This window comes from Microbacterium canaveralium, assembly GCF_047238045.1.
Classification (GTDB): Bacteria; Actinomycetota; Actinomycetes; order Actinomycetales; family Microbacteriaceae; genus Microbacterium.
Window position 1 is genome coordinate 2,289,443 of sequence record NZ_JBDFMA010000003.1, and the last position, 20,110, is coordinate 2,309,552.

A 20,110-nucleotide genomic window follows, 5' to 3' on the forward strand; every position below is an offset into this window, starting at 1 on the left:
GGACTCGTGCGCTGCCAGGTCAATTGCCGACTGGATAATGGTTTCGGTGGGCCCAATCACCCATGACCCCACGTACGGGCCCGAGTGACACATGCCTACATCGACCAGATCGAAATCGCTCAAAACAATAGACCCCGGCCGTGATAGATGTGAAGATTTTTAACGTCTGTACTGCTTCGTGCCAGATTTCCAGTCTTAGAGTAAGCAGTGTTGGACGTGACACGCCACCCGCCCCCCATGCTCTCCTTCTGCTGCTTCAGCTGAGGGCTTCGCCATTGGCGCCGCCCGTCGGTGCTCGTCCATTTCCAGCCCTTTCCGTTGTCGGCGACTTCACGGATGGCCCCCCGTCCGACGTAAGCACGACCTCCGATATACGAGCCCAGTCGACCCGCTAGACCGTTCGCGGTCACGCCGCTCTTCAACGCGGCTTGTGCTGCGGCTCCGCCTCGCTCGACGATCATCGCGGTCCGATAGACCTTCGTTGCGACGGACGCAGCTCGTGCCGCGAACACAACGCCCGACACGATCGCACCGGCCGGCACGAAGAGGAGCGCGACGGAAACGACTGTGAGCGCGATGTCAAGAGTAAGTCCCCAGTCCCACTCAGTTCCCGTGAGATCGTTCTTTCCCACTGGATCAGTCGGCCAGACATAGTCGTTGTCGACACCGCCTTCGACTGGATCGACCTGCAGGAAACGACCCAGAGCAGGCACATACAGACGGGCGCCCATCTCGACCATGAGGGTTGATCCGACGGATTCAGTCAGCTTTTGCGCAGCGTCGTGCCATCCAGTGGTTTCGTTGACGGAGCCGGAGTCATCCGCAGCGACGGTACCGATTGCCAGGTTCCCGGGCGCGAGCGGCTGACCGTAGGGGTCATAGAGCCGGACTCCACTTGAGACGCTCCCGTCACTGGTGGTCAGGGTGTGTCCCTGCAGCGATGGATAAGACCAGGTTGCAGCCCCGCTACCCGGCATGTCGACAGTCACACCCCCAGGGAGGGAAAGCGTGCGGATCGGTGCACCCGAGGCTGGTATCGCTGCCCACAGCGTATCGCCGTCGCCCGAGTACACATACCGAACCGTCGACGACGGGGTCGAGCCGGCGGGATCAGTCGTACGGGATACGATACGGCCGCTGGCGTCTCGTACGATCGCCACCGTCGTACCATCCGCGTACGTCGTCCCGATGTGAGCGTCGGCCGCGTTGTATGTGAACGTCATGTCCGCGAGTCGGCTGGTATTGCCACGCGAATCGTATGCAACGTCGCTGGCGGCGAGTCCGTCCGCCACGGTTGTTGCGCCCGCAGGTGCGCCGCTGACCGTGCTGGACAGGAGCCGGTCGGCCCAGTCGTAGCAATACTGCGTTGTGGTGGTGACGGTAGTGCTCGTTCCCGGTGCCGTGTACGCGTCGATGTAGCCTGTCCGGTTGCCGGATGCGCCGGCGGCGGTATTGGGGCCGCAGCCGCCGCTGGATGTGAACTGGTAGGTCAGGTTGTGGCCAGGGATCTTCGCGTTGACCAGTCGACCCGCACTGTCGTACCCGTAGGTGGAGGTGTAGGTCGCTGTCCCTTGTGCGATCTTTTCCTGCACGATGCGGCCCGCAACGGAGCGGGTGACGGTGTCCGTGATGGCTGATGAGCTGGGGAAGGTCCAGGTGTTCTTCTGCACGGTCCCGCGCTTGGCATCCCACGTCACGGCGAGGCTAGCCCCACCGAGGTACGCGACTTGGCTGAGTCGTTGTAGCGCATCGTAAGTAGGTGTCGCATAAACCTGCCCGGCGTTCTTGACCTGCGTGACCTTCCCGTCGAGGTCGTATTGGTATTCGGTGTCCGTGCTGGGGATGCCGGTCCCGGTTGTTGTGGTTTTCAGCACCCGGCCTGTGAGTGCTTCATATGTGGGCGTGGTGACGGTGCCCCAGACGTCCGTATACGAGGTCGTGCGACCGAGAAGATCCGTCTTGGTGGTGATCGTGGAGTTGCTCGATCCGGCGATAGTGGGGCCGGTGACAGTGACGGTGGTTCCGGTCGCGGTGGCGGTGTAGGTGGTGTTGACCGTTGTGGTTGCCACGCCGGTCGGTCCGGCGGTCACTTGTTTGGTGATGCGACCGCGGGCGTCATAGGTGGTGCAGGACCAGGCGGTATCACCGTCGACCTTGGTCCCTGCGAGGCGCCCCATCACGTCGTAGTAGTAGTTCGTGGTGATTGCGGTTCCGGACGCCGGCGTGGGGCCGGTGACGGATTTCAGCTTCCCGAACTGGGGTGTACCAGCAGGGACGCCGCAGTTGGCCGTACTCCAGGAACCGGTGTCGCTGTAGTAGGTCCGCGTGGTGCTGTTCGCGTCCGTCGCGCCGACCGCTGAGGCGGCGGGGAGGGAGCGGCGAAGCTGGCGCAGCCACCCGGCGCCGTTGAGCTGTTCGTAGCCGGAGGCTGTCTTCAGGTTGACTCCGCCCGGGTCGACAGTGGATTCGGTTGCCTGCCCGGTGACTGGGTTTTGGTAGGCCGTGGCGGTTGAAGTGCTCGGGGCGGCGGCGCCGCTCACGGTGGTGGCGTCGTCGACTTGTGTGCGGGTGACGAGACCATAGTCAGGTCGGAGCTGCGCACCGGGGACGATGGTGAAGTTCCCGTCCCAGGGAGTGGCCCATTTGAATTGCAGGACCGAGAGAGAGGTGTCGTCGAAGTACTCGATCCGGATGCGACGGACCTCTCCCGCCGCCACGGTGAACGGCACGCTGGTTTCGTCGGTTGCCCCCTGGGAGAACCACCGGTTGACGATGAGGACGTCGTTGAGCCACACGCGGGCGCCGTCGTCACTGGTGGTGCGAAGCGTGTAGGTTCCGGCCTGAGGGAAGGTGATCAGCCCGGTCAAGCGCAGTGACCAGTGGTCGGTGCTGACCCCGCTGGTGGGTGCGGTGTCACCCCAGTCTTTGTCGACAGCGCCGCCAGCGACACCTGCGATGCCGAGACTGTAGGCGGCGGGCTTGCCAGAGAGCTTCTCCGTGTTGGTGTAGTACGCGGCCTGGAGGCCGTTGAGTCCGTCGTCGTACCCGGTGGAGCTCTTGGCTGGCGCGATTCCACAGCCCGAGACGCTGACGGGGTTGGCTACCGGTAGCCGGTCAGCACCGAAGCATGCCGCGGGTGCGGCTGCGTAGGTTTCGATCACCCGGTCGACCGTGTCGTAGATGCGGGTGGAGACGAGTCCTGTGGAGTCGGTGGAGGAGAGGACGAGGTCTTTCGCGGGGTCCCAGGTTTGGGCGGTGCGCACACCCATCGCGCTCACGCGGGCGGTTTGCCGCCACGCACTGTCATATTCCGCCCACTCGACGGCGTTGGCGAGGCCAGCCGCAGTTATAGAGGTGCGACCAGCCTCGTACGCGTAGGTCCGCGCCGGGCGGGCACTCTGCGTGACCCCATCCGGGGCGGGGAGTGTCACGTTGGTGATCTTCCCGGCCGTGTAAGTGATCCGGGTGGCCGCGGGGTCGTTGCTTGCTGCGGTGGTCACGGGGATGCTGTCGTTCGCGGTGGAGTCGCGGATCTGGTTGAGCAACCCGGTGGATTGGTAACCGAACATGGTGCGCTCGTTCCCCGGGTCAACGATGAGCGCGAGCTGGCCGGCGGTGTTGTAGAACAACTGCGTGGTCGACCCGTCGGGGTACGCGATCTTGCACAGCATGTCCACCGGTGCCGGCGCGTACCCAGTGCCGGACTGTGTCGGGCAAGCCGTTTGCCCGCCGTCCTGGTAAGTGAAGGAGATCTGCCGCAGGTACGTGCTGCCGCTCTTCGATACCGGGTCCACGATCTGCGTGGCGACACCGTTGGCGTTCAGGATTGTCTGGGGTGCGGCGGCTTTGCGGACGTCCTCGGGCGGGGTGGCGGAGGCGACGCGACCTTCTTTGGTGAATTGGTAGACGGTGCCATCCTCGTCAGTGAAGACGACGAGCCCGTTCCCGTCGAGGCTGGCCACCCCGTACTCCCCTGACGGAGCCTGATACCCGCCGCCGGAGATCTTCAGGTAGGTGTGGACGCGGCCGGAGACGTCGGTGAGGATGATCGAGGAGTCCGTGATCTGCGCGGACACCCAGTTGGAGCTCGCTCCCGCGATCGGGACCGACGCGCCCCACCCTTGCGGGAGGGTCTGCACCTTCTTGGTGAACCAATCCGGCGGCACCACGAACTCGTTGCCCCCGACCCTCACCAGCAGCCGTGCTGCAGCGAGCACCTCGTTCTCGAAGACCTCGTACCGGATCGGCATGGCAGTTCCGCCGAAGGTCCGGGCGGGTCCCCAGGTAGTGACCCCGCCGAGAACCCAGTTGTCGACGAGCTTCTCGCCATTGACCCACAGGCGGGCACCATCGTCCTCTTGCACCCCGAACTGCACCTGCTGGCCCACATACGCCGCGGGAAGCGTGACGTAGCCGGTCCATCGGGCCATGAAGTAGTCCGCGGGAACCGCGTCAGCGGGAGAGCCGAGTCCCCAATCGAAGGACACACCCGGATCGGTACGCACCAGTACCGGGACCTTGTCGGTGAGGTCATAGCTGCTCGGGGCGCCACCGTTCACACGCGCGTCAAAGTACTCACCGATCAACCCGCGGTTCGCGGCCGGGACTTCCTGCGAGTTGTAGGTGAACGACATCCCCATCGGCCCACCCAGCGCGTCCACGGTGGGTGAGGCAAAGGAGACGGTTGCGTTGCCGTTTGCGAGGTTCGTGGTGACGGGGCCGGCGGTGTCGAACGGCGAGGGGCCGGATGCTCCCAGCCGGAGGTCGGTGCGGAAGCGTTTGACCCAGGTGTTGAACCGGTTGGTGTCCTGCCCGTCCCGAGAGGAGACCGTCCAGCTATACACCCCACCGTCCTGGAGGGCACCGGCGGGGACGGTCCACTTCGCCTTGCCGTCGACCCCGGGGCTGATCCATCCCGACGTGACGACGGCGCCGGACTTTGCATCCTGACCGGTCGCGAGCTTGAACTCGTACGACATCGACCCACCAGTCGAATCGGTGTCCGCGACATTATCAATCTGAAGCGTGGGGGTGAGGGTGGTGACGGCGGGAACGGCCTCTGTCGGCGACGCCCCAGGGGTGGCCGTGCTCGGGTCAGGGAGCGGCACGTTGTTCGTGGTGAACTTTCGGACACCCGTCTGACGGAACGTCGACTGGCCAAGATGCAAATCAGCAGAGTCGTAAACCGACGCACGCCAGTAGTACGGGGTGCCGGGCCGGAGGACGTTCTCGGGAACGGTCCATGCCCGCGTGTCACCCATCCACCCGGTACTGGCAACGAGGTTAGTCATTCCCGGGTCGGTAGCGACCTCAAACCAGAGCCGCTGAAACTGGCCGCCGTCGTTGGTGGTGGTTGCCGTCAAGGTTGGCTGGAGCGACAGACCGGTCGCATCCGCGGACGGAGAGCCGTGGGCGATGGTGGGGTAATCCCAGTAGGTGATCCACAGATCGGCGTTGATCTTCTTGTGCGTGTACCAGCCAGGGGATTCGTCGCCGCGAATCATCCACGCAGGCATGTCATTGGCCGCGAAACTTTGGACGAGTTGCCATGCGATTCCGTCCTCGGTGGTTTGCACCGCCCCTGTCCCGAGGGTGTACTCCGCCCGATCATCACCGACGCACGCATAGCCATAGCAGTTGGCGTGAGAGACTCGACCGTATTCGGGTTCCGTGTCGTAGTCGACGTACCCGATCGTCATCTGGCTGGCCCCGATGAACTTCCCCGGGATGTTCCCGTAGTTATAGCTAAGGATCGACCGCCAGTAACGATCGGTGTAATCCTCGCGAGTATTCCCCACGTGCAGACCCCCGGACAGGTGGTAGCCGTCTGACTTGTACGCGTCACGTCCGACCACGGTCGGGTTCCAGGTCGGATCGATCATCACCGGGAAAACCCGGTCGGGGCTTTGGATCCAGTCCCGATCGACGGTGACCGAGTACCGCCACTCGGTGTCAGACACGCGCCACAGCCGCGGGTGCAGCTCGGCAAACGCCGCCGACCGCACGCCCTCTTCCCCCGAGGAATCCCACGCAAACGGAGTGGGCACCCCCATGACAACCTGTCCACTGGCATCCACCAGCTCGAGTGCGCCCGCCTCCGTCAGACGAGGAGCGAGCCCATCCGGCGTGAGGCTCCACACCCAGGTGCGAGCAGCAGGAACAGCGTCAAGGACAAGCGTCTCCTTGACACCCGTCTCCTGAACCTCGTACTTCACGTCCACGCCCGGCGTGACGTCCTTATAGGTGAGTTCGTCCTTGCGGTCCCACGGCCAAAACGGCGCCTCAATATCCCCGTCCTGCGCGCCGCGCAGAGAAAACGCAACGTCATACCCCTCGCGACGCATGACCACGGCATCCGCGGCCGACGCGTCATCCGAGAACTCCGGGTTCAATGGGTGGTCAGGAACCTCCCACCCATGACCGGTGCCTTCCAGATCGGTGCGGATCTCCGTCCACTTCCCATCCTCACCCCGAGCGTTGAGAGGATCCACGGACAGGCGCTTGACCGTGTGACCCGACTCCGTCTCATACGTCGTCGTCGTCTCGGTCCGAGACACCACCTCAAGGTTCGCAATGTCGATATCCGCGTCAATATCACTTGGCTCGCCCGTCGGGGCAGTCGAGGGGTCCAGGGGCTCCGGCGTCGCAGGCTCCGTGAGCGGCGGCGGCACATCACCACTCAGATCCCCCGCCGGCACCTCAGGAGCGACGGACTCCACCGGTTCAGAGGGCAGAGCGGGGGCATCCTCTGCGGAAAGCGTCGGGTCGGCATCCGCCTGCTCTGCGGATGCTGGGACAGCGAAACCGGCAGCTTCAGCAGGAACCCCAACCCCCACCACCATCGCTGCAATTGCGATGACAGAGACCAACCACACGCGCGCGCCGTTGAGCACCCGAAACCCCCTAGAGCCCGCCGCTTCCGACCGCGGCGTCGCCTGGGTCATCCAGGCTGCGCTGATCATACACACAGGAACATTTCAGGAAAGTGACGCAATTGGGACTCGAAATGAAAGTTCAGCGCCGAACACAACGTTGTCCAACCGGCTCGCCTGCCTCTGGGCGCCTGAGCCTCCGAATGACGACTCGACAATCACCTGAATCCTCCCCGGCGAGCGTCCGAACATGACAGGCGCTTCAGTTGTCCGAACGTTGTCTCACTTGGGGTGACGGTGGGATTTAAACCCGACGACTTCCGTTCCTTTTCGAGCCGTCTCGGTCGTTGAGCCGCGGAAATCCGCGGGTCTAGTCACCGCCCTACTGCTCGCGATCCCTCTCGTTCGCGCCCGATCCGTTCAGCATGTGGGCACGATGTGGGCACGCCCTCGGGAATTGTGCCGCCGGCCCGGAGGATGATTACCGGACCAGAGCACAACTCCAACGGACAGATCCTTGATACGAGACCGAAGCAAATCGGCAGTCGAGCTCACGCGGCCTCGGCTTTCAGTCGCCTTGCGTGCCGCCGGTCCCGTTGTCTACTCATCGAGCTGTTGGAGTCTGACCGCGACCCGGTCGCCGGCCGAAGCGAGTCCGTCCACGATTCGGTGATACTGACGCTTGACGTCACCAACGATCGCACCGCGATTGCGGAGCTCGGTAAGCCATTCCTCGAGGTACCAAAGGCGGTTCGCGGTCAGATCGAACCGGCCGTCGATGATCGTCTCAATCCAGCTGAAGGCGACGGTCACCTGCCATTCGATCGGGGCCGATCTCGCGAACTTGATCACGGCGTCGACAGCCTTTGGCTCACAGCGTGCGAGTCGCAGCCAGCGATCAGCGAGGCCGCCGAGAGCGTCGGGCTGGAGCCAGCTCTCCCGGCAGGCCGTCAGAGTTCCGTCAATATCAGGGTCCGATGACCGTGGACTCGGGGTGGGAAGGAGCGCCGCGGTCATGTAGTCGAACCAGTGGTGCTCTGCGCGCAGTGCCGTTCCATCGCCAACGGTGTCGAGTGCGATCTCCAGTGCCCATGGCCAGAAATCGGCCATGTGCCGACGACGGTCTTCCTCGTACGTAAACACGGTTGCGAATCCGTCAAAGAGCAGGTGGAGAGCGTTTGAGTCGGCAGCGAATGTCTGGATGTGCGATCGAACGGAGTCGCGGTCACCGTTCAGGGCGAGTTCGACCATTCGCCGAGCGATCGGTGGATGGGTGATGTGCTCATGGTGGTCGTACCCTTCCTTCCACCAGTGCATGAGGCCTCGGCGATGGGCATCCCACAGGGGCGTCCATAGCTCGTCAACGGCATTCTGCAGGCATGGAACGCGACGAGCATCTACCATGCATGCCAAGGGCATGCGGAGGCGGTTAACCAGGAGCTCGTCCTCGGCGACACCCGGCAGCGACTGACTGAACGGCGCCGGCAGGAGTTCCGGCTTCCGCCGCTGCGTTCTCTGGTCCCAGGGACCGAGCTTGCAATCGCTCAGACCTGCTGTCGCTGCGGCCCACGCGAGGTAGTGCCGACGACATCGGCCGACTCGTTCGTCGATGTCGCATGGGGCAGCCCACACAGGCTCGCAGCCGTTCACATAGTTTGCACGGACCTCGTCGAAAAGGCTCGTCCCGAGCGATCGGAGGCAACCCTCGACTCGCGACCGGTCGATGTCCAGGTGATCGAAAGGAGAGAGCAGAAGCAATGGCACCGACGCGGAGGCCGCTCGGTCTGCCCCCGTCGAGAACATCGATCCACTGAAGTCCATGCCGTCGATCTGCGGGTTTTCGGCTGCCCCCATGACCGCACCGGCAGCCCAGACCAGGTCGGACGAATCCAAGGTCGCCGACCCCAGGGCGTGGGCGTGCACGGCGGCGGCGGCGACCGCCACTACTGCGCTCCCGGGACCATAGACGTCTTGAGGGACGGCGTTCTCATCGTCCATCTGGCGAACGGTGACCAGGTCGCGCTGAAGTGCCTCAGTTGGCCAGTTCTCAGGCTCTCCGTTATATATCCCGTACCGGTTCTGCAATTCGTAGAGCCTGTTGACAGTCTGCAGTTCTTGATTGCCCGGTGCAAGAATCTGCTCGATTTCGGTAGGACGCTGAAATTCAATGAGCAGTCCGTCAGAGCTCGGGCGCGCTCGATAGTTGTCGAATCGGAACTCCGCGCACCATCCCTCGATCATTGCGATGTACTCTGCCTCGCCCTGGGCGCCTGTGAAGTTCGCCCTTGCGTTCGTGACGAGGCGGTTTCCGACCTCCGCCAGCTGGGCTAGGCGCTTTTCGTCGCCGCGGACTCGAGCGTTGATCACCATCGTGGCCACGCTCTCGTGTGGCGAATACTTCCGCCGGTCGCCACCCGTGAGCTTGTCCGCATCCGGGTCGCGCACACTAAAGTGCTCGCCGACCACCCGCGACGTCTCCAGGTGCCAGATCTCGGGCTTCTCGAGGAAAGGGTCAAGGAGATCGCCGGCGTCATCCGGATGCCGGGTCAAGAACCCGAGCAGCAACCCTGGCACGGAAAGGTTGTGGCAATCGCGCAGGAGTAGGTCGACGATCGTTCTCGCCGGAATGTCTAGATTCTCCAGCAAATGATCTAAAAATCGCTCGGTCGCCAGCAGGGCGCTCATACAGGCGTACGGTCCAACGGTCGAGCCGCGATACCAGGCCCAAACGTGGCTGTCACCGACATAGCGACGTTCTCCGATGCCCGGAAAGTCCAGCGTGACACCGGACGTCTCGCCGAGATGGATCGAGTCGTCTTCGGAGCCAAAGGACTTCTCAACTCGGAATCGAGCAGCATGGTCGAGCATCCGATTGATGAAGGCGATGGTCTCAGCAGGAATCGTGTTCAGCAGCCTGAAGAAGGGGCCGTAATACCAAGCGGCGCCGGGCGCCCCGAAACCGAAACCAAGTCCATGCTTGAAGTCCCGGATGCCGTCATCGAGAAGTCGATTACCCCAGCGATCGCGCGGGTCAGGCCGTTCCATGTAATAGGCCTCGGCGAGATCCAGCAACAAGTTGGGCTTTGCCTGTGACATGCCAACGGCGACGAGGGCCGATTCCACAGCGGGGTTGAGGTTTCCGGGTCGTTCGGTCGCGACATTGCGAAGCCACTTCTCCGCCCGGTCGTCGATGTCGGGGCCCAGCAGCGCGAGCGCCTCGATCGTGAAGTCGTCGTAGGCTGGCGGGTCGTCGTCGAGAATGACGTTGCGAACGGCTTGACGCAGGGCATCTGGCTCTGGGCGGACGCTCGTCATTCCGCGTAGCCAGGCGAGGACGAGGCCCTGCACGACCTCGTGAGCGGTTCGATGGCCGAACAGTCGACGCCCCCCGATATTGGGTCGTTCGACGAAGGCGACCTGTACGAGCGGCGCGAGCGCGAACGCGTCGCCGATCGAGGCGGTCACATACCGGGCATCGGCCAGGCGGAGCAACGTCGCGAGGGCGGCGTAGTCGGATTCCGTCAGCACGTCCCACAGTTCGCGGATGGCGTGCTCGGCGTCGCCGAGTGTCAGGAGCGCTTCGTAAGGGACCTCCGACCACCTCTCGCCATAGCTACGCGCAATCTCACCGAACTTCGTTGCGAGAGCCGTCCAGGCGGTCAAGCGGTTCGGGCCGAGCAATGCCGTCTGGCATCCGAGGCGAGCCGCTCGAATCGACCAACGTGGGGCTGCAGCTGAGCTCAGGGGCTCCCAAGCGCGAGTGATGAAGAGTCGGCAGAGCGCAAAATCACGGAACAGATCGGTTGCGAACTCATCCCCAGGAGAGAAGGCTGGATTGTTCGGGACTCGGAGCACTCCGGCGGAGCGCAGCTCGGCAGAGCCTGTTCCATGAGGCGTGTCGGCCGTGAGATCCAGCGTGCGCTTCGCCGCGCTCAGCGCGGCTTGTTCGCGGTCGTCCGGGGATGCGAATCCCGGCGCGTGGACCTCATCTCGACGAACGAGCCTTCCCCACACTGCTGAGAACACATCGGCCTCGCAGAGCAACTCGGCTGGGTCGAGGACTCCACCGCTCCGCAGGAGAGCGTCGACAAGCCCCGGCCGTCCGAGGAGCCAGCTCGCGCGGGGATCGCTGTCTAGGCGCTTGAGCGCCGTGAAGGTCTTCGGAAGGGCCTGGCGCTCATCATTTGCCAACGGACCTACGACATGCTCGCCGACTGAGTCGTTTGATCCGGCGAGCTCACCGGCTCGTGTCAGTTCGTCTCGGACTTGGCGGGAGCCATCAGCCCGCGTGACGGCAACGACGCCAAATCCAGATCGTAAGGCCGCGGCAGTGATTGTCCGGAATAGCTGACTCTTGCCCTCGAGCACGGATTCGGCGCCGTCCACCAGGAGGAGCCGAACCGATCGGACTTCTCCTGCCGACAAGACATCCTCAAGTGCGAACCCGCCCAGCAAACTTTCGAACTCCGTCGCACTTGCCGGAAGGTCGCGCAAACTGAGGCTAACAACAGCCGAGTCCTCCCCCTCTAGGGTTTCAACGGCTCGTAGGGACAGAGCCGACTTGCCGACGTCAGGATCTCCGGTGACGACCAATGCGCCGGCAGAGGTTCCTACGGACTGCATGGCCTCGACGAGTCGCGATCGCTCTGCGGGACGCTCGAACTCCAGCGACTGGGTGCCCGAGCTGAGGGCGGGACGAATCGAGTCACGGAGGCGCGATGCAAGCCGGTCGAGTGCGGTCCACGCGGCGGCATATCTGGCGGAGCGCGAGAGCGGGTAGTCGCCGAGCCTCCGCCGGACGACGGACTGAGTGAGCACCGCCGCCTGCGGCGCCCATTCGCCTACGAGCTCCTCGAGGCGCGAGAACAAGGCATCCGCCGCTGCAACGGTGCCGTTGCTAAGAACCTGTTGTAAGGCGTTGACCGCGCTCGCGCGGTCGGCCCGGTCCGTCCTCTCCAAACGCAGGGTCCTAGTCCAAAGGCCTGAAAGAAGGCGCCAGGTCATTTCCTCGACACTCAAGCCGTAATTGGATGAGAGACCCTTCGAAGCCTGCTGGACGAGGCTCTGAACATGGCCGTATCGGTCGCGAACACCCGCGCTGGTCCGACCTCGCTGCGTCAGGCGGTTCGTAAGTTCGGCTCCGCTCGGGAGGGAACGTGCGAGCTCCGCGAGTTCGGCGAGCTGAGTTATGGCGTTGGCGCTGGTGGACACCGCGAGAACCAGCCGCCAGCGCCCCGAGGACAGCTCCGGCCAATGCCCCGTCACGATTTCTAGGAAGTCGCGGATCAGGGGGACGGAAGCGCTGTCGCTGGCGGTAAGGGTGGGGTTCCTGCGTACTGCGATCGATGTGCGGTGAATCTCGTCGTCCGAGTCGCGACCCATAATGACGATGTCATCGACATCGCTCAGGTCGCTCGCCTGAAGTCGAATCGAGTCCACGACCAGAGCGGCTCCGAGCTCCGGCAACCCTTGGCCAGCGAGAAATCCGGCAATCAGACAAGCTGCATACGAGTGCTCGAGGCGTACACCGCCGCCGCCAGTCGCGTACGGGCTTGAACCGGTCGAAAGTGTGCTTTCGGCTGGCATGACTTCCGCCAGCCAGCCGCTGATCGACGGGTTTGAGACTGCGAGCTGCCAGAGGGTCGCCCTGCCTGACCTCCTTGAGACCGCAAATCCGGCATCGGACAGCTTGGACAGGGCGCCGTTCGCCGTGGTCGGGGACACGCCGGACGCGATCGCAACCTTACGACCTGAGAGCAACTCCGTGCTCTCGGCGAGAACCTTCAGTACGCGGTACGTACTATCGCTGAGCGTAGCTCGGAGCGTTTCATCAGCCGTGGCCATGCGACGCAGGATACCGCGGCATGTCCAGAAATACTGGACATACGATTGTCAATGCGCCAGGAGTCTTTTATCCAGCCTCGCAATCAGGACTCCAGCGAGACCGTCTCATCGTCGGAAGGCGTGTTCATCGCAGCATTATCGCCAGCATGCTGAAGAATCCGCCCGGCAAAGCGCTTCTTCGCATACGCGCCATTCCCCCACCGAGTGGGATTTAGGCATCCTCCAACCGGTGACTCCCGACGATCAAGCAGTCCGACCGCGCCCCGAAGCAGCGTGGCCGATTTCCCACAGACCGCGCCACTCAAATCACCCCGACGGCACTCCTTCCACTCGTCGATTGCCTTCTATTGCCCGCCGAGAAGCTGTCTGATTGATCACGTTCGATACCGCTGGAGATCGGATCATGCGTACGGTCTTATTCACAAACTAGGCATCGGTGTCAGAAGCGTTCTGATCAGACGCGCGCCCATCTCGATCAGCAGGCTCGATCCGGTGCTGGGTCGCCAGGCACGAGCCGCTCAAGCAGGGGCCAGCAGGGCTGACAACAAAGAAACCCCTACGAACTTCCATCTGACCGGGGTTCCGACGGGACTCACCCGACCGGGCGTCAGGTGATGCGCCAGCCCCGGTCGACGTAGAGGTTGGTCGCCGAGACGCCCTCGTTGTGCAGCAGGAACCGGGTGGCCTCGACCACGTCGTTCATCGTCGCGAGTTCGCCGCCGGGCGTGCGCGACGAGTAGCCCTCGAGGACCCCCGCGGGCTTCCCCGCCCAGAACGGGCTGTCACCGATGATCCCGGGGTGCAGGGCGTTCACCCGCAGCGGGGCGAGCTCGAGCGCGAGGGCCGTGGTGAGACCCTCGACGCCGCCGTTGATGGTCGAGACCGTGACCGACCCGGGGTAGGGAGCGTCCTTCGCGCGGCCGCCGAACAGCACGATGCCGGTCGAGCGCGCCGGCACGAGCCGGTCGAGCAGCGCATGCACGGTCTCGGTGTACCCCACGAGCTTGAGGGTCACCAGGCGCCGGGCTCGGGCGATGTCGTACTCGCGGACGGTGTTGGCGTCGCGTTCGATGGCCGCGAGGACGAGGCCGTCGAGTTCGCCCACGTCGGCGAGCGCGGGGGCGATGTCTTCGGGCTCGGAGATGTCCACCGCGATGCCGCGGACGTTCGGTCCGATCTCGCGGGCTATCGCCTCCGCTGCCGCCGCGTCACGGCCCGTGAGCGTGACCTCGTGGCCGTCCGCGGCGAGCGACGCGACGATCTGGCGCCCGATGCCGGACGTACCCCCTACCACCAGATACCTGCGGCTCATGCCGCACCTCCTTCTCGTTCGTCTCCAGGTACCGACAGGAGTCCCCGTCGGGTCACTTCGGCCGCCGCGCCCCAGTCGAGGCGGGCGAGGTCGGGCTCGGCGAGCGCCCGCTCGAACACCGCGGTGAGCGCGGCGAGCGTCGGCAGGTGCGTCCCGGTCTCGCCCGCGATCTCGGCGCTCAGCCGCAGATCCTTGTAGCCCAGGGCCACGTCGAACCCGGGCGGGTCGTAGGCCTGCCGCGCGATCATCCCGCCGTAGCCGCTGTACACGACGCCGGCGAACAGCGTGGATGTCAGGATTTCGATGAACAGCTCGGGATCCACACCGCGCGCCTCGACGAGAGCGACCGATTCTCCGATCGCCTGGATCGCGTGGATGATGTCGTAGTTCACCGCGATCTTGACCGCATTCGCCGTCGACGGTTCCTCACCGAGCAGCCACAGGCGGGCGGCGAACAGCTGCAGGAACGGCTCGACCTCGGCGACATCGTCGGGCGCGCCGGCGACGAGCACGTTGAGCTTGCCCTCCGCAGCAACGGTGGGCCGCCCGAGGACCGGAGCGGCGACGTAGCGCGCCCCGGCCGCCTCGAACCGGCGCTCAAGCTCGGCCGCCTCCGCGGGGCTGATCGACGCCATGTTCACGTGGACGCCGCCGATCGCGGATGCCACGGACTCGGCATCCAGAACCGAAAGCGCGACGGGACCGTCGGCGAGCATCGAGAAGGACACGGGCTGCGCGAGCGCCTCGCCGGGCGTCGCGCAGGCCACGGCCCCCGCGGCCACGAGGTCGTCGACCGGGCCGCGAGAACGGTTCCAGACGTGGACGTCGTGGCCCGCGTCGACGAGGCGGCGGGCGAGCGCCGCCCCCATCGATCCGAGGCCGAGAAAGCCGACCGACGCCATCACGCCTCCCCGCGGCCCCACGTCGTGTTCAGGTTCGACTGCGAGTCGCGCTCGTTGTTCAGCGGACCGCCGACGGCGATGTACCGCGGGCCGGCGATCAGCAGCTCCTCCGCGGGGAACTTGGTGATCACTTCGCACCCGGTCGCGGTGACGACGACCTCCTCCTCGATGCGCGCCGCGCCCCACCCGTCGGCGGACGGCCAGTAGGTCTCGAGGGCGAAGACCATCCCCTCCTTCAGTTCCTCCGGGTGATCGAACGACACCAGACGCGAGAAGATCGGCTTCTCCCAGATCGACAGGCCCACGCCGTGCCCGTACTGCAGGGCGAACGCCGCCTCCTCGTCGGCGAAGCCGAACTCCTGCGCCGTCGGCCACACCGAGACGATGTCGGCGGTCGTCGCGCCGGGGCGCACGAGGGCGATCGCGCGGTCCATGTATTCGCGGGCCCGGGTGTAGGCATCCTTCTGCTTCGTGCTCGCCGAACCCACTGCGAACGTGCGGTAGTAGCAGGTGCGGTACCCGTTCCAGCTGTGCAGGATGTCGAAGAACGCCGGGTCGCCCGGGCGGATCAGGCGATCGGAGAACACGTGCGGGTGCGGCGAGCAGCGCTCGCCCGAGATGGCGTTGACGCCCTCGACGTACTCGGAGCCGAGGTCGTACAGCGTCTTGGCAACGAGCCCGACGGCCTCGTTCTCGCGGACGCCCGGGCGGAGGAACCGGTAGAGGTCCTCGTATGCCGCGTCGACCATGGACGCCGCCTGGGTCAGCAGACGGATCTCGTCGTTCGTCTTGATGCGCCGGGCCTCCATGAAGACCTGCTGGCCGTCGACGACCTGGATGCCGACCTTCTGCAGGGCGAACAGGATCGGCAGTTCGATGACGTCGACGCCGAGGGGCTGGTCGGCGACGCCGAACTTCTCGAGCTCCCGCTTGATCTTGCGCGCCACCTCCTCGGCGATCCCCGCGTCCGGCGGGAACGCTCCGCGGAGCGTCGAGATGCCCGCCCGCGCGCCCGACTCCAGGCGCGGACGCTTCGTGCCCTCGTGCGGCGCGTGGGGGTCGGCATCCATCTCGGAGGAGGTGACGTCCAGCCACGGGTTGTACAGCGCGTGGTGCTTCGCCGCCGAACCGAAGTCCCACGAGATCGGGTCGGTATTGCGGGTGAGCAGGCTGAAGCGGATCAGCTTGTCCATCGCCCACGTGCCGATGTGGGTGGCGGTCATGTAGCGGATGTTGGAGAAGTCGAACGCGAGCAGCGCGCCCAGCTCGGAGCGGTCCAACTCCGCCTTCAGCCGCGCCAGTCGCTCATCGCGGAGGCGGTCGAAGTCGACCCGCGCCTCCCAGTCGACGCCGTTGGTGCCCGTGGTTCCGGTGTTCTTCATGATGGCCTTCCTGAGGTCAGAGGATTGCGTGGGTGTGCGGGTCGGCGGAGACGGTCAGCCGCCCCGCACTCCCGGTGAGCGACCGCGGCGCACGAGCACCATGACGAGCGGGACGACGGCGGCGAAGAGCACGAACGCGCCCTGGATCCAGTACTGCCAGGACAGTCCGAGCGAGAGGAACGCCAGGGCGCTCGTCACGGTCTGGAGCAGGAGTCCGGCTGCGGCGACGGCGAGCGCGGAGCCCGAGCCGCCGAAGATGCTGGCGCCGGCGATGACGACCGCCGTCACCGAGGTGAGGGTGAGCGCCTGCGCCGCGTTGGCGTCGCCGATTCCGGACCGCGAATACACGGCGAGCCCGGCGATGGCCGCGAGCAGACCCGCGGCGACGGACGCGAGCAGACGCGTGCGCGGAACCCGCACCCCCATCCGATTCGCCTTGACCGGGTCGGACCCGGCGGCCCGCAACGCGCGACCCCCGCGGGTGCGCTGGATGACGAACCACATGACCACGGCGACCGCCACGGCCAGGGCCAGGATCATCGGCACACCGGCGATCGCGAGACCGAGAGTCGTGAGGACGTCGGCACGGGCCGACCCGCCGGGGCTGGGGCGGAGCACCTGCGCGAGGCCGAGCACCGCGATCGAGCTCACGAGCGTCGCGATCACCGGCGGCAACGAGAGGCGGGTGACGAGGAGCCCGTTGACCCAGCCGACCGCGGCTCCCGCGGCGAGCGCGAGGACGACGCCGATGAGGAAGAAACCGATCCCCTGCTGAGCGAAGAACGACAGGATCACGGCCGACAGGGCGACCACCGACCCGATGCTCAGATCGATGCCGCCGGTCATGACGACGACGAGTTGAGCGAGGCCGACGAAGATGAGGACACTCGCCGCCGCCAGGAGCTGACTGACGCTCAAAGGGCTCAGGAACGCCGACGACACGAACGAGGTCACCACCGACAACGCCACGGCCAGGCCCAACAGGACGACCGCCTGCGTCTCGCCGGCGAGGATGCTGCGCGAGCGCGGACGGCGCGCGTGCACGGCGACCTCGACCGAGGCCGTCTCGGACGACAGCACCGCCGCTCCCGTGATCGCGCGCTCGTCGACGTCGTCGCCGATGAGCGTGGTCTGCACGCGACCGCGGGAGAACACCACCACCCGATCGCACAGGCCCTCGAGCTCGACGGCATCCGTCGACAGCACGACGACCGCGACGCCCGAGGCGGCCAGATCACGCAGGAACGCGTAGATGTCGACGCGGGCGCCGGCGTCGACGCCCTGGGTCGGGTCCTCGACGAGCAGCACCTTCGGGTCGCCGAGGCGCCCGCGGGCCAGCAGGACCTTCTGCTGATTGCCGCCCGAGAGCGCCGACACCGGCACCTCGAAGTGCGGCGTCTTCACCGCGAGGCCGGCGACGCCCTCGCGGGTGAGCTCGTACTCGCGGCTGCGGCGGACGAACCCGCCCGGCATCGCGGCACGAAGGGCCCCCGCCACGGCGTTCTCGCGGATAGACATCTTGCCGAACATCGCCTCACCGATGCGGTCCCCGGGGAGGAACACCACTCCGGCCGCCGAGGCCGACCGACGAGAGCGGGTCGATATCTCCTGCCCGCCGACCAGCACCCGACCGCTCGTCGCCCCTCCACCGGCGATGCCGCGGAGCACGCGGCGCTGACCGTTGCCCTCGACGCCGGCGAGACCGATGATCTGGCCGGGATACACCGAGAACGAGACGTTGTCGTAGCCGGGACCGCTGAGTTCGAGGACCTCGAGGGCGGGGGTCGCCGAGGCCGCAGGGGCGGCGGGCTTGTCGGGGAACGTGGTCTCGAGCGACCGCCCGACGATGAGCTCGACCACCTCGTCGGCGGTGAAGTCCGCCACGAGGCCGCGACCGACGACGCGTCCGTCGCGCAGCACCGTGAGGTCGTTGCCGATCTCCATCACCTCGGGGATCCGGTGGGTGATGTAGACGATCGCGACGTCCTTCTCGAGCAGCCCGCGCACCTGACCGAACAGCCACGCGGTCTCCTCCGGCCCGAGGGCCTCGGTCGGTTCGTCCAGCACCAGTACACGCGGATCGGATGCCAGGGCGGCGGCGATCTCGACGAGGTGCGCCTCGCGAAGCGACAGCGACGACACCAGGGCGTGCGGGTCGATCTTCAGCGACAGACGCTCGAAGTGCGCTGTGACCCAGGCGGCCGCGGTGCGACGCGAGGGGCGCTTGCTGGCCGGGAGCAGAAGGAGCACGGCATCCACCACGCTCAGCGACGGGGCCAGCGCGGGAATCTGGTAGACGATGGCGAGCCCGGACTCCCGCGCCTCCGCGGGACGGATGCGATCGAACTCGCGCCCGGCGAGGCCGATGGTGCCGGCATCCGGCACCACCGACCCCGCCGCGATCCCCACGAGGGTGGACTTTCCGGCGCCGTTCTCGCCCAGCACGGCGTGCACGCGACCGGCGGCGATGTCGACCGACACCGCATCCAGCGCGGTGACACCGGGGTAGGTCTTGGTGATGCCCGAGAGGGTGAGTGCGGATGCCACGGTCGTGGGGGTCTCGTTCATCAGCCGAACAGCTTCGTGATCTCGTCAGAGGTGAGCAGCGTCGACGGCGTCGCGTCGGACGGTGCGGACGACAGGCACGCCTTGTCGGGGGTCACCGAACCCGCCGTCTTGCCGGTGGAGTCCTCGAAGAGCGACAGCTCGTACAGCGACGGCTCCTCGTCCTTCGTGCCGAACTTCGCGGCGAGAGCCTTCCGCAGAGCGACGCGGCCGATCCAGGTGCGCGACGAGACGGTCGCCAGCTCGTAGCCCGGGTTCTTCGCCTTCAGCTCGGCGAAGCCGCAGCTGAGGGAGTTGTCGTCGGTCGAGGTGAGGATCGGGAGCGGCTGACCGGCGGCCTCGTACGCGCGGATGACGCCGGACGCCGATGCGCCGTAGTCGGCGATGATCGCGTTGATGGGAGTCCCCTGCGACAGGACACCGGCCATGGCCTGCTGCGCCTGAGCGGGGTCCCAGTTGGTCCAGATCGGCTCGGAGTTCACGAGGGTGATCTGCGGGTTGGCGTCGAAGACCTCCTTGGCACCGGCGAACTCCTGCGTCGAGACGAGGGCGCCGGAGGGGCCGCCGAAGAAGACCACGTTGCCCCCCGCGCTCCCGAGCTGGTCGACGATCCACTGCGCCTTGGACTTTCCGACGAACGCGGGGATCTGGTCGGTGTAGTCGAGGTAGTCGGTGCCGGCGGTGCCCTGCGGGTCGGAGGCGAAGTTGACCACGATGGATCCGGCCTGCGTGGCCTGGCGGATGGCGGGCAGGTGGGCCTCGCCGGGGCCGGCGTCGGGGATGACCAGGATGATGTTCGTGCCCTTGGCCGCGAGGCTCGTGATGCCCGAGGTGGTGGCTTCGAGGTCGCCGCGACCGGCGATGAACTCGACGCCCGAGATCGCGGCGCACTTGGCCGCTTCGCTCTCGATCTCGGCGAGAACGGTCTTCGACCACGTGTTGGTGCCGTAGCCGTCCACGACACCGACCGACACCTTCTCGGCGCCTTCGGGGCAGATGTCGGAGATGTCGGCGAACTGCTCCATCGTGCCGGTGCTGCCTGCGGCGATGTCGGCCGTGAGGTTGTCGGCGCCTTCCGTGCCGCCGCCGGCGCTGTTGGTGGACGAACAACCGGCGAGAACGAGCGCGCCGAGGGCGAGGACGGCGAGACCGGCTCGCCGTGCGGGTGCTGTGGTGATCATGGGGGTACTCCTCTTCGAGTGGGTGATCGGGTATGCAGGGACGAAGGTGGGC

At 65.9% G+C, this 20,110-nt stretch carries 7 protein-coding genes; all 7 read right to left on the reverse strand.

Annotation, left to right across the window (positions count from 1 at the left end; translation table 11 throughout):
- Positions 1-119: 119 nt before the first annotated feature.
- Complete coding sequence (locus tag ABC271_RS11950; RefSeq protein WP_412925071.1) at positions 120-6,893, reverse strand: PA14 domain-containing protein; 6,774 nt, start codon at positions 6,891-6,893, stop codon at positions 120-122.
- A 579-nt stretch (positions 6,894-7,472) separates the two neighbouring features.
- On the reverse strand, positions 7,473-12,716 hold the full coding sequence (locus ABC271_RS11955) for a hypothetical protein (RefSeq protein ID WP_412925072.1): 5,244 nt from the start codon (positions 12,714-12,716) through the stop codon (positions 7,473-7,475).
- A 607-nt stretch (positions 12,717-13,323) separates the two neighbouring features.
- Complete coding sequence (locus tag ABC271_RS11960; RefSeq protein WP_412925073.1) at positions 13,324-14,028, reverse strand: SDR family oxidoreductase; 705 nt, start codon at positions 14,026-14,028, stop codon at positions 13,324-13,326.
- On the reverse strand, positions 14,025-14,930 hold the full coding sequence (locus tag ABC271_RS11965; protein WP_412925074.1) for an NAD(P)-dependent oxidoreductase: 906 nt from the start codon (positions 14,928-14,930) through the stop codon (positions 14,025-14,027). The genes ABC271_RS11960 and ABC271_RS11965 overlap by 4 nt, the downstream gene beginning before the upstream one ends.
- Positions 14,930-16,312, reverse strand: coding sequence for a M24 family metallopeptidase (locus ABC271_RS11970; protein ID WP_412925075.1), 1,383 nt, complete (start codon positions 16,310-16,312; stop codon positions 14,930-14,932). Before ABC271_RS11970 ends, ABC271_RS11965 begins: the two co-directional genes overlap by 1 nt.
- A 54-nt stretch (positions 16,313-16,366) precedes the next feature.
- Entirely contained in the window at positions 16,367-18,880 is a 2,514-nt protein-coding gene (locus tag ABC271_RS11975; protein ID WP_412925076.1) for an ATP-binding cassette domain-containing protein, read from the reverse strand.
- On the reverse strand, positions 18,880-20,058 hold the full coding sequence (locus tag ABC271_RS11980) for a substrate-binding domain-containing protein (RefSeq protein WP_412925077.1): 1,179 nt from the start codon (positions 20,056-20,058) through the stop codon (positions 18,880-18,882). The genes ABC271_RS11975 and ABC271_RS11980 overlap by 1 nt, the downstream gene beginning before the upstream one ends.
- Positions 20,059-20,110: the final 52 nt, after the last annotated feature.

Excerpts from the sequence above, each read along its gene's own strand:
- ABC271_RS11970 (WP_412925075.1), bottom strand. The coding sequence starts at position 16,312 with ATGAAGAACACCGGAACCACGGGCACCAACGGCGTCGACTGGGAGGCG.
- ABC271_RS11975 (WP_412925076.1), bottom strand. The coding sequence starts at position 18,880 with ATGAACGAGACCCCCACGACCGTGGCATCCGCACTCACCCTCTCGGGC.
- ABC271_RS11965 (WP_412925074.1), bottom strand. The coding sequence starts at position 14,930 with ATGGCGTCGGTCGGCTTTCTCGGCCTCGGATCGATGGGGGCGGCGCTC.
- ABC271_RS11955 (WP_412925072.1), bottom strand. The coding sequence starts at position 12,716 with ATGGCCACGGCTGATGAAACGCTCCGAGCTACGCTCAGCGATAGTACG.
- ABC271_RS11980 (WP_412925077.1), bottom strand. The coding sequence starts at position 20,058 with ATGATCACCACAGCACCCGCACGGCGAGCCGGTCTCGCCGTCCTCGCC.
- ABC271_RS11960 (WP_412925073.1), bottom strand. The coding sequence starts at position 14,028 with ATGAGCCGCAGGTATCTGGTGGTAGGGGGTACGTCCGGCATCGGGCGC.